At 63.9% G+C, this 13,827-nt stretch carries 12 protein-coding genes; 11 read left to right on the top strand and 1 reads right to left on the bottom strand.

Annotated features, from left to right (window positions below; all coding sequences use genetic code 11):
• Positions 1 to 17: 17 nt before the first annotated feature.
• On the bottom strand, positions 18 to 1,271 hold the full coding sequence (locus I6E58_RS06950; protein ID WP_197131714.1) for a sodium:proton antiporter: 1,254 nt from the start codon (positions 1,269 to 1,271) through the stop codon (positions 18 to 20).
• A gap of 158 nt (positions 1,272 to 1,429) precedes the next feature.
• Here I6E58_RS06950 and I6E58_RS06945 point away from each other — a divergent pair, with 158 nt between their 5' ends.
• From I6E58_RS06945 to I6E58_RS06895, 11 genes are all read left to right on the top strand, one after another.
• Entirely contained in the window at positions 1,430 to 2,617 is a 1,188-nt protein-coding gene (locus I6E58_RS06945) for a TDT family transporter (protein WP_197131712.1), read from the top strand.
• Between the two features lie 152 nt (positions 2,618 to 2,769).
• Positions 2,770 to 3,369, top strand: a complete 600-nt coding sequence (locus I6E58_RS06940; protein ID WP_129071666.1) for a biotin transporter BioY — start codon at positions 2,770 to 2,772, stop codon at positions 3,367 to 3,369.
• Between the two features lie 190 nt (positions 3,370 to 3,559).
• Positions 3,560 to 5,194 (top strand): ABC transporter substrate-binding protein, encoded by a 1,635-nt coding sequence (locus I6E58_RS06935; RefSeq protein WP_197131710.1) that lies wholly within the window; start codon positions 3,560 to 3,562, stop codon positions 5,192 to 5,194.
• Positions 5,195 to 5,207: 13 nt separating this feature from the next.
• Positions 5,208 to 6,206, top strand: coding sequence for an ABC transporter permease (locus I6E58_RS06930; protein WP_197131708.1), 999 nt, complete (start codon positions 5,208 to 5,210; stop codon positions 6,204 to 6,206).
• Complete coding sequence (locus tag I6E58_RS06925; RefSeq protein ID WP_197131706.1) at positions 6,203 to 7,084, top strand: ABC transporter permease; 882 nt, start codon at positions 6,203 to 6,205, stop codon at positions 7,082 to 7,084. The genes I6E58_RS06930 and I6E58_RS06925 overlap by 4 nt, the downstream gene beginning before the upstream one ends.
• The gene (gene nikE, locus I6E58_RS06920) at positions 7,081 to 8,805 is read left to right on the top strand and encodes an ABC transporter ATP-binding protein (protein WP_197131704.1); all 1,725 of its coding nucleotides are present in this window, start codon (positions 7,081 to 7,083) and stop codon (positions 8,803 to 8,805) included. The genes I6E58_RS06925 and nikE overlap by 4 nt, the downstream gene beginning before the upstream one ends.
• A gap of 4 nt (positions 8,806 to 8,809) precedes the next feature.
• Positions 8,810 to 9,400 carry a TetR/AcrR family transcriptional regulator gene (locus I6E58_RS14455; RefSeq protein ID WP_197131702.1) on the top strand — a complete coding sequence of 197 codons (591 nt, stop codon included), beginning with the start codon at positions 8,810 to 8,812 and terminating at the stop codon, positions 9,398 to 9,400.
• A gap of 150 nt (positions 9,401 to 9,550) precedes the next feature.
• The gene (locus I6E58_RS06910) at positions 9,551 to 10,273 is read left to right on the top strand and encodes a hypothetical protein (protein ID WP_197131700.1); all 723 of its coding nucleotides are present in this window, start codon (positions 9,551 to 9,553) and stop codon (positions 10,271 to 10,273) included.
• 147 nt (positions 10,274 to 10,420) lie between these two features.
• Positions 10,421 to 13,018 (top strand): valine--tRNA ligase, encoded by a 2,598-nt coding sequence (gene valS, locus I6E58_RS06905; protein ID WP_197131698.1) that lies wholly within the window; start codon positions 10,421 to 10,423, stop codon positions 13,016 to 13,018.
• A gap of 63 nt (positions 13,019 to 13,081) precedes the next feature.
• On the top strand, positions 13,082 to 13,561 hold the full coding sequence (locus I6E58_RS06900; protein ID WP_129071674.1) for a GNAT family N-acetyltransferase: 480 nt from the start codon (positions 13,082 to 13,084) through the stop codon (positions 13,559 to 13,561).
• The gene (locus I6E58_RS06895; RefSeq protein WP_197131696.1) at positions 13,561 to 13,791 is read left to right on the top strand and encodes a hypothetical protein; all 231 of its coding nucleotides are present in this window, start codon (positions 13,561 to 13,563) and stop codon (positions 13,789 to 13,791) included. The genes I6E58_RS06900 and I6E58_RS06895 overlap by 1 nt, the downstream gene beginning before the upstream one ends.
• Positions 13,792 to 13,827 lie beyond the last annotated feature (36 nt).

Below are 13,827 nucleotides of genomic sequence, written 5' to 3'. Positions count from 1 at the left end.
CGTGTCTTCGCACCGCATCAGAAGCGGCGACGGGCGGGCATTTCTTGCACGTGCTTCAGTTCGGGGGCGGATGCTGGAGCCGAACTGAGACGGCGTGCCAATCGAGCAGTCCACGGGCTTGCCGTGGCCCCATGAGCGAAGACGCTGACGAGGATCGTCCACACCGCAACAGAGAACACGGTGTCAGCGACAGAACCACTCAGTTCATCGAACACCAAGAGAGCGAACAGAATAGAGGCAAGCCCGCGCGGCCCGAACCAGCCGATGAAAAGCCGGGTCTCGAAGCGGGTTCCCGACCACGCCATCGCCAGAAGAACCGGCACCATGCGCACCACCGTCAACGAGAGCACCACGTAGAGGGCGATCTGCCACGTGAGCGCGGTGAGGATGGGCGCTGCGAGCACTGCGCCGAACACGAGGAACGTGATCGAGCTCAGCAGCTCGCCCTCGTCTTCCGTGAAGTCCTGAACATCCTCGCAGTGGTCGCGAGCAACCTCGCTGAAGGCAAGACCCGCCACAAAGGCCGCGATGAAACCATTGCCGCCGAGCGCCCCCGCACTCGCATAGGCTGCGACCGCGATAGCGATGGTGGCCAACTGGCGGTAAATACCGTCTACAAAGCCCGCGCTCGACGCGCGACTCAGCAGCCATCCCCCCAGCAGGCCGACGAGCGCGCCGAAGATTATTCCGAACCCAATTTGCTGTGCAGCGAAGAGCCCCCAGCTCTGCCCCGCGGCCGCTCCCGTTTCGGTCGCCGCAATTGCCAGAAAGACCGTAACGACCGGAACCATGATTCCGTCGTTGAGTCCGCTCTCTACGTTGAGGGCCTGCCGAATGCGGACCGGCAACCGTTTATCGCTGACGACCGCTTGACCGAGGGCCGCATCCGTCGGTGCCAGAATCGCGGCAATGAGGGCAGCCTCGATAAAAGTCAGCTCGCCGAACAGGGCCCAGGCGGCAACTGCTCCGAGCGCGATGGTGAGCGGAAGCCCGATACCTAACAAGCGCAGGGGAAGAAAGATCTGCTTGCGCAACGCTCGAAGGTCGATGCGCACAGCATCCGTGAAAAGCACCAACACAAGGGTGGCCTCCACGAGGATCGAGACGACCTCGCTTTTGAGGTCGAGCTGAAACCACTGAGCCCCCACGACGCCCAACAGAATGCCCGCAGCTGTGAAGACCATCGGCGCCGTCACCGGAGAGAGCGCCAACTTGCGGGACACCATAGCGAACGCGAACACCACGAGGGCGACGATCACGAGTTCGGTCATGGTTCCTCCAGCACAGAACGAGGCACGGCATCCCCCGCAGCCGCGCGCAACTGCCGCGCAGCACCGGGGTGGCTCAAGGTTACGGGAATGCGGCACGAATACCCGCGGTTGCACCGGTGGGCCGAACCCGTCGCGCCTCCAACTTTCAGAAACGACTCATGAGCAGCCAGATTCCTCGCCGCCGCGTGCTGTTGCGCGACCTCAGCAGCCCCCGCGATGTGATCTCCCACATAAGCCCCAACTGGTTTGCCTCGGTGATGGGCACGGGCATCGTCGCGAACGCTGCGGCAACGCTTCCGCTCATCGCTCCGCAACTGCACGTGTTCGCGAGCACCGTCTGGGTGATCGCGACCGTCTTACTTCTCGGGCTGATCGCCGCGAGCGCAGCCCACTGGATCGCCCACCGGGAGGTTGCGCTTTCGCACCACCGGCATCCGGCAATGGTGCATTTCTATGGGGCACCCCCGCTGGCGATCCTCACTATCGGGGCGGGTGCGTTGCTGTTCGGCCCCGACATCATCGGGGCGGATGCTGCGCTCACCGTCGCGCTTGTGCTGTGGTCGATCGGCACTGTGCTGGGTCTCGCCACCGCCGTGATTGTTCCGTTCTTGACCTTCACGTCGTCGTCGGTCACCGACCAGTCGGCATTCGGAGGCTGGATCATGCCCGTCGTTCCCCCGCTGGTTTCGGCAGCCGCCGGTGCACCATTGATCCCGTTCTTGCCCGCGGGCGAGGCTCGTTTGACGATGCTGCTGGCCTGCTACGCAATGTTTGGTCTCAGCATGATCGCTACGGCAGTAATTCTGCCTTTGATCTGGGGACGGTTAGCACGCCACAACATCGGCAACGCCGCAGCAGTACCGACTCTGTGGATTGTGCTCGGCCCTCTCGGCCAGTCAATTACCGCAGTCGTCGTACTGGGAGCAGTTGCTCCGTTCGCCGTGTCGGCTGACCTCGCCGAAGCGCTCCGCTTCTTCGGGTTTATCTACGGCGTGCCGATGCTCGGATTCGCGTTGCTCTGGACGGCTCTTGCGCTCACTATGACCATTCATACTGCCCGCCGCGGTTTACCGTTCAGCCTCACGTGGTGGTCATTCACTTTCCCCGTGGGCAACATGGTGGTCGCGTTGAGTGCGATCGCCGCGGCGACCGGGTCCGTTGTGCTGACAGCGATGGCTCTTGTCAGCTTCGTGGCGTTGGTCGGGGCGTGGATGCTCGTTGCATTGCGCACCTTTGCCGGAAGCGTCATCCGCGGCACCCTGTTCTTGGCGCCGCCCGCAGTGAGCGATGGGAACGCCGTGGTCGAGCCAGCCGTGCCCGCAACGCCAGTCGCTCCCGGCGTGTGAGAACCGCGATTGTTGCGCATCCCACAAATCTGAGCGCGTTTATTAGCACGAGGCGCACACAGCTCGCCGCGAACTATGACTAGGGTTATTCAGGCACCCGCCTATTCAGGCAGGGCTCTTCACAGTTCGCAGACAAAGGAAAGGAGCGTCGCGTGTCGACTCTCACTTTGACCCTCGGCCGGCCCACGCTCGCCGACACCGTCTTTTCTCGTAGCCTCGCCACTGACATCACGCTCGTTGCCGCCGGCGCCGCTTTGACTGCTGTGATGGCCCAGGTTGTTGTGCCGCTGTACCCCGTACCGATCACGGGCCAGACGCTCGCTGTGCTCCTTGTTGGTGCTTCGCTCGGTGCCACGCGTGGTGCGATCTCGATGGCGCTGTACGCACTGCTCGGCCTGGTTGGGCTCCCCGTCTTCAGCGAAGCATCCTCTGGGCTCAACGTTCTCGCGGGCACCACCGGTGGCTACATCGTCGGTTTCATCTTCGCCGCTGCCTTCACCGGCTGGCTCGCTCAGCGTGACTGGGACAAGAAGTTCCTCGGCGCTGCGCTCTCGTTCGTCGGGGGCACTGTCGTCACCTTCGCGTTCGGCCTCACGTGGCTCGCCCTCGTGACCGGCGGCACGCTCGAGCAGGTTCTCGCCTGGGGCCTCTACCCCTTCATCATCGGTGGACTCATCAAGGCTGGCATCGCCGCAGCCGTGATCCCCACCACATGGAAGATCGCCACCAAGTTCTCGCGCAAGCAGGACTAGGGCGCGATTTCAGCGTCTTGTAGCTTCACTCACCGGGTCGGTTGTGCTTAGGCACACCGGCCCGGTTTTTTGTCATGTTAGAGTTTATGTACTGAGTTCAACAAAGAAGCAATTGCCTCCCCCGAGCATCCCCCTCGCCGCGCTCAGCTCCCCTCCCGGCCACAAGCCATCCCCACACAAAGGACACTCGTTGAGCGTGCGTCGCCTCCTCCTGCTTCCCCTCGCCGTTACCGCAAGCGCCGCCCTGCTAGCCGGCTGCACGGCAACCGCCGAACCGGCTGCCGATCCCGTCAACGGCGGCACGCTCGTGTACGCCACCGGTGACGCGGAGCCCGACTGCCTCGATCCGCATGTCGGTGGCAACTACCCGCAGGGACTCATCAGCACTCAGTACCTTGAATCGCTCGTCTCGAAGAACAGCGACGGCGAAATCATCCCGTGGCTCGCCACCGACTGGACTGAAAGCGCCGACGGCCTCACGTGGGACTTCACACTCCGCTCTGACGTGAGCTTCACCGACGGCACCCCCTTTGATGCTGACGCCGTGAAGGCAAACATCGAACACTTAAAGGATCCCGACACCGCTTCCTCAACCGGCTACCTCGCTGTGGGCAAGATCGATGGAATCGAAGCCGTCGCCGCCGACCAGGTACGTTTCACCCTGTCGACCCCCGACAGCGCTCTGCTCGAGTCGTTCTCGCAACCATGGGTGAGCATCCAATCTCCCACCGCCCTCGAGCGCGACCAAGCAACCAACTGCGAGAGCCCCGTGGGCACCGGCCCGTTCATCGTCACCGAGTGGGTCAAGCAGCAGTCGGTCACCCTCGAACGCAACGACGACTACAACTCGGCCCCCGCTGACGCCGAGCACGGCGGTGCGGCCCGTCTCGACGCCATCGAGTGGCGCTTCATTCCGGATGCCGCGACACGCTACGCGGCTCTCCAGTCGAGCGATGTCGACGTCATCGATAACGCGCAGCCCAACAACATCTCGTCCGCCGCCGACGTGGCCACGATCGAAGAACTCGACGCGCCGCGCCCCGGAGCCGCCAACCGCATCGAACTGAACTCGGGCAAGGCGCCGTTTGACGATGTCCGTGTTCGTGAAGCCTTCATCCGTTCGGTGGATGTCAACCCGGGAATCGAGAGCCTGTTCTTTGGTACGGCCGAGCGCTCCTATTCGGTGCTCTCGAGTGTCGAGCCTGCGGGCATCTCGACCCCCGACGTGTTCACCACCGACCCGGAGGCGGCGAAGACGCTGCTCGACGACGCCGGCTGGAACACGATCGACTCCGACGGCTACCGCACGAAAGACGGCGAGCGCCTGAGCCTGACATTCCCCATCAGCACGAACCAGTCAATCCCGGCCGAGCAGTCACTCTTTGAGCAGATTCAGGCCTCCGCGAAAGACGTCGGCTTTGAGGTCATCCTGCAACCGACCGATTTGTCATCCTGGTACGGCGCTCTGTTCACGAACGAGTACAACCTCGTGAGCGCTCCGTATACGAAGGTCGGCGCTGACGTGCTGCGTATCCTGTACCACTCTGACTCGATCATTCCGGCGCCGAGCGGGTACTACGCGAACCTCGCCCAGCTGAGCGATCCCGCTCTCGATGAGATTCTGACGACCGCCAGCGAAGTCTCGGACGCCGGTGAGCGCCAAGCACTGTATGCCGAGGCCCAGTCGATCATTGTCGATGGTTTCTATGTTCTGCCTCTGTACGACCAGCAGAACCACTACCTGTACAGCACGAGCGTCGAGGGCTTCCGGGCTCTGCCGCCGGTCGCCGCGCCAACGTTCTACGATGCGTGGTTGAGCAACTAAAAGAACGCCCACTGTGACGGTTTCGCCTGACACTGCTGCATCAGCGAGTGTCTCTACCCCAGCGACGCGATTGCGGTCGCTGGGGTGGATCGCGCGCCGGGCGGGCGGTGGGGTGTTTGTTCTGTGGGCGGTCGCGACGGTCATCTTCTTCGCACTGCGGTTGATTCCGGGGGATCCCGTGGATGCGATTCTCGGTGGACCTGGTTCGCAGGCTTCCGCCGAAGCGGTGGCCCAGATTCGCGCCGACTACGGCCTCGACCAGCCGCTGATCGTTCAGTATTTTCTGGCGATGGGCAAGCTCGCCGTCGCTGACTTCGGTACGTCCTACGCGCTCAAGGTCGCGGTGGCTCCCTATGTGCTGACGCAACTCTGGTCGACGCTCGTGCTCACGATTGTTTCTCTCGTGGTGGCCTGGCTTGGCGCCCTTACCCTCACGCTGGCTACGAGCGGTCGCGGTCGCGTTGCACGCGCGTTGGGCTCGGGGCTCGAACTGCTGGCGGCGGCGGTTCCGCATTTTTGGTTGGCGTCGCTACTCATCATTCTGCTGAGCAACACGCTGCACTGGCTGCCGCCGATTAGCGTGCCCGGCCCGCTCGGCCTCGTCTTACCTGTGCTCACTCTGGCACTCCCGCTCATGGGCTTTCTAGGCCAGGTGATGCGCGAGTCTCTTGCTAACGCCTACGAGCAGCCTTTTGTGCTGTCAGCGCGCGCTCGCGGCGAGAGCGAATGGGGCGTGCGACTGCGGCACGTGCTGCGGCACGCGGCCCTGCCCGGCATCTCCCTCTCCGGCTGGGCTTTTGGCTCGCTCCTGAGCGGTGCCGTCGTCGTCGAAACGATCTTCGCCCGTCCCGGCCTCGGCAGAACGCTCCTCAACGCTGTCACCATTCGCGACATCCCCGTCGTCACCGCCGTCGCCCTCCTCTCGGCGCTGACCTTCATCCTCGTGACGATCGCGACGGATGCCGTCGACCGCATCGTCGATCCGCGCGTGACGGAGGTGGCAGCACGATGACCGAAATCCTGGCTGGCCGACTCTCACAACCTTCGGGGCGCGCTGGCGGCATCCTAGATCGCGGCGGATTGCTTCGCCACACGGGCGTCGTGATTGCTCTCGCGATTCTTGTGCTGATTCTGATGGCCGCTCTGGTGCCGCAGCTCATCACGACCGCTGATCCGGATGCCGTAGCCCCGGCCGAAGCGTTCCAGTCACCATCGCTTGCCCACTTTTTCGGTACTGACGAGTCCGGTCGCGATGTCTACACCCGTGTCGTTTTCGGAGCCGGAAACTCCCTGCTCATCGGAATCGCCGCCACCGCGGTCGGGCTCGCCCTCGCGCTCATTCTGGGCCTGCTCGGTGGCCTCGGCAGCAGGCTTGGCGACTTCGTGAGCACGCGCATCGTCGAGGTCATGTTCGCGCTCCCCGGCCTGCTGCTGGCGCTCGTGTTCATCGCGATTGCCGGGCCCGGCGTGGTCACCTCAACAGTCGCGGTGGGCCTCTCGACCGCGCCTGGCTATGCCCGCATCATCCGCAGCCAACTACGCAGTGTGCGCAGCGCCAGCTACGTCGAGGCCGCGACAGTTCTTGGCCATTCGCGGGCGCGAATCGTGTGGCAACACATTCTGCCCGGCGCGCTCTCCCCCATCTTCGTGCTCGGCACCCTCGGCGTCGGCCAAGCGATTGTCTGGGCCTCCTCGCTCGGGTTCCTCGGGCTCGGCGTCGCCCCGCCCGCCGCCGAATGGGGCGCGATGCTCTCCAGCGGCCGCACCTACATCGACGTCGCGTGGTGGCTCACGGTTTTCCCGGGCCTTGCCATCGTTGCCACCGCAGCATCATTCACGGTGCTCGGTCGCGCCCTCAACGCTCGCACCCGTCAGGAGGCCCGCGGATGACCGCCACCCCGCTGCTGCGCGCGAGCAACCTCAGCGTGCACTTCGACCGCGCCGCCCGCCCGGCCGTCGACAACGTGAGCTTCGAGGTCGGCGCCGGCGAATGCCTCGCGATCGTCGGCGAGTCGGGATCGGGCAAGAGCGTCACGGCGCGTTCCCTGCTCGGGCTTGCGCCCGCCGGAGCCCACGTGAGCTTCAGCGAGTTGAGTCTGGCGGGAGAAAGTCTTCCGGCACCCGGTGCTCGACGGTGGCGAAGCATTCGCGGAGCATCCATTGGGCTGGTGTTGCAGGATGCGCTCGTGTCACTCGACCCGTTGCGCCCGGTCGGCCGCGAAATCGATGATGTGCTGCGGCTGCACACCACCCTCAGCCAGCGCGAGCGTCAAGCCCGCGTGCTTGAGCTGTTGGATGCCGTGGGCATTCCGGACCCTGCCCTGCGAGCCCGGCAACGCTCGGGCGAGCTCTCGGGCGGACTGCGCCAGCGCGCGCTCATCGCCGCCGGGATCGCCGCCGGCCCCGCGCTCATCATCGCCGACGAGCCCACGACCGCTCTCGACGTCACGGTGCAGGCGCGCGTGCTCGAGCTGCTGTCATCGCTGCGCAATGACGGGACCGCCCTGATCCTCATCACTCACGATTTGGCTGTTGTCTCGAGGGTGGCCGATCGCGTGGCCGTCATGAGCGAGGGCCGCATCGTGGAAGCCGGAGAAACGAACGCCGTTTTGCGGGCGCCGGCAGCGCTGCCCACCCAGCAGTTGCTTGCTGCTATCCCGGTGGATGTTCCGCGCGGCGTTCCGTTGACGTTGCCGGCGGATGTCGAAGTCGGTTCCCTCGCTGGCGGGTCCGCGCTGCCCGGCCACGCACCGCTCTCCGCGACGGCACGTGTGACGGAGCCTGCTGCTGCTGCCGCTGTGCCCGCTGCTGCTGTGCCTGCCGCGAGCGCCGATTCGATCGCGCCGCCGGCTCTCGAACTCCGCTCGGTCTCACGCCGGTATCCGACGCCACACGGCAGCGCTATTCAAGCCCTTGACAACGTTTCGCTCACTCTCGCCGCCGGCACAACACTCGGCCTGGTCGGCCAGTCGGGCTCGGGCAAGACCACGATCGCGCGCATCGCCCTCGGGCTTGAAACCGCCGATAGCGGCGAAGTGCTGCTGAACGGCTCCGAGTGGGGTTCGTTGAGTGCCCGCGAGCGCCGCCCGCTTCGCTCCACGCTCGGCGCGATTTACCAGGATGCCTTGAGCTCGTTCGATCCCCGGTTGAGCGTCGAGCGCATCCTCACCGATGCGCTCAGCGTGCGGGCGTCCGCTACTGGCCGTTCGCTAACAACACCCGCTGAGTTGCTCGAGGCCGTGGGCTTGCCTCAGTCGCTCAAGAACCGTCGTCCGCTTCACTTGTCGGGCGGTCAGCGCCAACGGGTGGCAATTGCGCGCGCGCTCGCACCAGGACCGCAGACGATTCTGTGTGACGAGCCGGTGTCGTCCTTGGATGTCTCGACTCAGGCCCGAGTGCTGAATCTGCTCGACGAACTGCAGCGCCACCTTCGCCTGAGCTATCTCTTCATCTCTCACGACCTCGGGGTGATTCGCCACATGAGTGATCGTGTAGCGGTCATCAACGAGGGCCGCATCGTGGAAACGGGCGAGACAGACGAAATCTTTACAAACCCGCGTGACCCTTACACTCAGTCGCTACTCTCGGCGCTTCCCCGAGTGAGAGGATGATGCCGTGACACCTCCTCGCTCTGCCACCCGTGGTCGCCCGCCCGCCGCATCTCGCGAACTCCTCCAAGAGTCTGCCTTTGAGCTGTTCATTGAGAATGGCTACACCGGCACCACGGTCGATCAGATCGCCACCCGCGCGGGCGTCAGCCGCAATACGTTCTTCAACTATTTCGATGCCAAGGGCGAAGTTTTCTGGGTCGAGCTGGATGCTGCCACCGAGCGGCTGAAAGCGGAGCTGGCCGACCAGCCGGCACAGCCCGCCGACGCGGCGCACGCCATCCGCGCTGCAATGCTCGCCGCTGTTGCCCCGCTGGACTCGCAGCACGTGCCGTTCATCCTGACCCAGTACGACCTGATTGGCAGCGCGGCCGAACTGCAGGCATCTGCGATGAGTCGTTTTGCTACGCAGGCACGGCTGTTGGCAGGTTTCGGTGAGCGTCAGGGCGTGCAACCGGCATTGGCCAGAGCCCAGGCGTACGCGCTCATTGCCTGCGTGGTGGCTGCGGCGCAGGAGTGGGCACAGGCAGGCCCCCAGCGCGGCCGCCTTGAGCCGTACGTTGAGCGTGCGCTCGATTCGGTGCTCGCCGCCCGCTAACGGCACGGTTGCTCAGTCGCGCCTCGCGCGCTCCCTCCCTCGCAGTCTGCTCAACGTTTATTGAGCAGCTCTCGACACGGTCTCGCTGCGGGTTTAAACTTCAGCCACGCTGAATTCCTTGCATGTTCCCCCTCACTTTGGAGCGACGCCATGAGTAACGATCAACCAACCGAACGTTTCGATGCTCAGAACGGCGACGCGCCCACCAAGCGCTTCGATGCCCAGGGCAGTGATGCGCCCACGGTGCGCTTCGAGCCTGCAGGCGGCATGCCCACCGGAGCTGCGGGAGGCGGACCGGTGCCGCCTGGTTCGGGTGAGCCACCGACTCCGTTCTCTGAGCCGGAAGGAAAGTCGCGAACGCTACTGATCATTCTGGCGATCGTGGGCGGGCTGCTTCTCATTGCTCTCGTCATCGCGCTGACGCTGATGGCAACGCGCGGGTCAGGCGATTCTGTTCCGGTAGCGACCTCGCCAACCCCCTCAACAACCGCGAGCGAGAGCCCATCCCCCGAGCCGAGCGAAACTGAGCCCGAACCCGAGGAATCGGCCCCGGAGCCCGAGCCGACGACAGCCCCACCGCCCCCGGCAGAGAGCCCCTCCTTCGCCACCTTCAGTGCTCCAGAAAGCGCGATGTGTACAGCAGCGAATCCGACCAGCCAACTCACCTTCTCGTGGAGCAGCACGGATGCCGTGGCCGCGTGGATCGGAGTGGCAACGACGAACGCGAAGGCTGCCCCCTACGAGGAAGTGCCCACGACGGCGACCTACACAATCGACTACCAGTGCAGCAATGACTCTGAGGTCTACACCGTGACGTTGGAGGACTCGGTAGGCAATTTGGCCCACGAGACGGTGACCGTAACGAAGAACTAGCCCCGGTCGCACACCACCGGCGCCCCACCTTCGCGCTCCGCGCAGGGTTCTCGTTCACCGCGCCCTCTTCGGATACGATTGAGTCACCCATCACACTCAGGCACCTCTTCTTTGACTCGGTGCCGCACATATCGAACCGGAGTAATTATGTCGTCGAGCGTTCCCGAAAAGCCCGCCCTAGAAGGCCTCGAAGGCAAGTGGGCTCCCGTCTGGGAAAACGAAGGCACCTACCGGTTTGATCGCCAGAAGGCGCTTGCTGAGGGTTCTGACTGCGTCTTCTCGGTCGACACTCCCCCGCCGACGGCATCCGGCAGCCTGCACATTGGCCACGTCTTCAGCTACACCCACATGGACTTGGTCACGCGCTTTCAGCGCATGCGTGGCAAGGAGATCTTCTACCCGATGGGGTGGGATGACAATGGTCTGCCCACTGAACGTCGGGTTCAGAACTATTACGGCGTGCGCTGCGACCCCACGCTCCCCTATGACGAGGGCTTTGAGCCCCCACAGCAGGGCGGCGAAGGCAAGTCGACGAAGGCTGCCGCGCAGCTTCCGATCTCTCGCCGCAACTTCGTTGAACTCTGCGAGACGCTGACCGCCGAAGACGAGAAGCAGTTCGAAGACCTGTGGCGCCAGCTGGGCTTGAGCGTTGATTGGAACCTCACCTACCGCACCATTGGCGATGACGCTCAGCGTGCCGCCCAGCGTGCGTTCCTGCGCAACCTTGAGCGTGGCGAGGCCTACCAGGCCTTCGCGCCAACGCTGTGGGATGTCACATTCCGCACCGCTGTTGCGCAAGCCGAGCTCGAAGACAAAGAGCAGCCTGCCGCGTACCACCGTTTGGCTTTCCACAAGGCGGATGGCGACGACATCCACATCGAGACGACTCGCCCCGAACTTTTGCCGGCCTGTGTTGCTCTCGTAGCCCACCCCGACGACGAGCGCTACAAGCACCTCTTTGGCACGATGGTCACGACGCCGATCTTCGGTGTTGAGGTTCCGATTCTGGCCCACCACCTTGCTCAGCAAGACAAGGGGTCCGGCATCGCGATGATTTGCACCTTCGGTGATGTCACTGACGTTGTCTGGTGGCGCGAGCTTGATCTGCCGAACCGCACCATCATCGGTGCTGACGGCCGCATCATTGCCGACGCTCCGGATGTCATCGTGGGCGACGTCGCTCAGGCCGCCTACGCCGAGCTTGCTGGCAAGACAGTCTTCAGCGCGAAGGCTGCCATGGTGGCGCTTCTCAAAGAGTCCGGTGAAATGATCGGTGACGCTAAGCCGATTCAGCACCAGGTCAAGTTCTTCGAAAAGGGCGACAAGCCCCTCGAGATCATTTCCACGCGCCAGTGGTACATCAGCAACGGTGCCCGCGACGAGAAGCTGCGCAGCCGTCTGCTCGAGGCTGGCAAGCAGATCAACTTCACCCCCGACCACATGCGGGTTCGCTACGACAACTGGGTCGGTGGCCTCACCGGCGACTGGCTCATTTCGCGCCAGCGCTTCTTCGGCGTGCCGATCCCCGTCTGGTACGAGCTCAACGCCGACGGTGAAAAGGGTGCCCCGATCGTTCCCAGCGAGGCTTCGCTGCCGATCGACCCGTCCTCCGACACCGCTCCCGGCTACACGGAAGACCAGCGTGGTGTTCCCGGTGGCTTCGAGGGCGAACTCGACATCATGGACACCTGGGCGACCTCGTCGCTGACCCCGCAGATTGCTGGCGGTTGGGAGACCGACCCCGAGCTCTTCAACGTGGTCTTCCCTTACTCGCTGCGCAGCCAGGGCCAAGACATCATCCGTACGTGGTTGTTCTCGACCGCGCTGCGTTCGGAGCTCGAGCACGGAACGGTGCCGTGGAAGAACGCCGGCATCTCTGGCTTCATCGTCGACCCCGACCGCAAGAAGATGTCCAAGTCGAAGGGCAACGTTGTCACGCCCAAGGGCATGCTCGATGACCACGGTTCGGATGCGGTTCGCTACTGGGCAGCATCCAGCCGCCTCGGTACTGACGCGGCCTTCGACCCGCAGAACCCGAAGCAGATCAAGATCGGTCGCCGTCTAGCGATCAAGGTTTTGAACGCGTCGAAGTTCGTGTACTCGTTCCCGGCGCCTGCTGCGTCGGCGACGGCATCGGATGTCGTTGTTACCGAGGCGCTCGACCTCGAGATGCTCGCCGAGCTAGCCTCGGTCGTCTCGCAGGCCACCACAGCGCTCGAGAACTTCGATCACGCCAAGGCGCTCGAGGTAACCGAGAAGTTCTTCTGGGCTTTCTGCGATGACTACCTTGAGCTCGTGAAGGAACGTGCCTACGGCGCCGGAACTCCCGAAGCGCAAGCCAGCGCCAACCGCGCCCTGCACACCGCCATCGATGTGTTCTTGCGTCTCTTCGCGCCGTACCTCCCGTTCGCTACGGAGGAGGTCTGGCGCTGGACGCACGACACTTCGGTTCACGCGGCATCATGGCCGACCGCCGACGAACTCGGCGTCACCGCTGAGCCGAGCGGTCTATTCCATGCCGTCGGCCAGGCGCTCATCACGATCCGTCGCGCCAAGACTGACGCCAAGGCATCGCAGAAGACAGAGGTGAGCTCGGCAACTCTCGCGGGCCCAGCCCTGATCGCTGCTGCTATCGACGATCTGAAGGCTGTCGGCCGCATCCATGATCTGACGATCGTGGAAGCCGACGAGATTGAGGTTCGCGACATCGTTCTGGTTGAGGCTGCACCGGAGGCTTCTGTCTAGAGGTGTGCTGAGGGTTCGGCGCCTCCCCGGCGCCGAACCCTCAAACCGCGTATTGTTGAGTGAATGACGAGTTCAGAGAAGCCTTCATACACGATCCGCGACATCCAGAAAGACGATTTCGAGGAGTGGAAAGATCACTTCGTGAAATATGGAGTGTTCTACGAAACCGAATTCACCGACGCCATTGTTCAGGGCGTGTGGGAGTGGTTGATGGATGACTCAGCGCAGCTGAACGCAGTTGTTGCTGTAGCGCCAGAGGGTGCACCCGACCCCGGCCATGTTGCCGCCTTCGGCCTGTACCGCCGCCTGCCTGATACCTTCACCGCCTCGTGGGGTTGGTTTATGGATGACCTCTACGTTGACCCCGAGCACCGCGGTGCTGGAGTTGCCGGAACGATCATCGACGACATCGCTGCCCGCGCGGCAGAAGATGGCGGCGGAAAGCTCCGCTGGATCACCAACAAGGAAAACGACAGCGCGAAGCGCCTCTACGACAAGGTCGCAGACCGCACGTCCTGGATTCTTTACGAAAAGAACGTGTAATGCAGCTCGGCACACGATGGCCGGTCGGCGGCGACGTTCCTGAGCGTCTCGATGCAGCAATGCGCGAGGCAATCGCCGGCGTCGAAGCGGATGTCGCCCACCTCGAGACCAGCGCGTGGCGTTGGACACTCACGTGGCTCGAATCACGACCCGTCGCAGAACTCGACGACGGCACCATCGTGCGCCAAGCCGCTGACGGCAGCGTCAGCGTAAAAGACCCCACCTCCTAGCCCGCAGCTCACTGTTGCCCGCTCCGCGCCTGCGCA

The organism is Salinibacterium sp. SWN1162, assembly GCF_015864675.1.
GTDB lineage: Bacteria > Actinomycetota > Actinomycetes > Actinomycetales > Microbacteriaceae > Rhodoglobus.
This window is presented reverse-complemented; position numbering and strand designations above follow the sequence as displayed.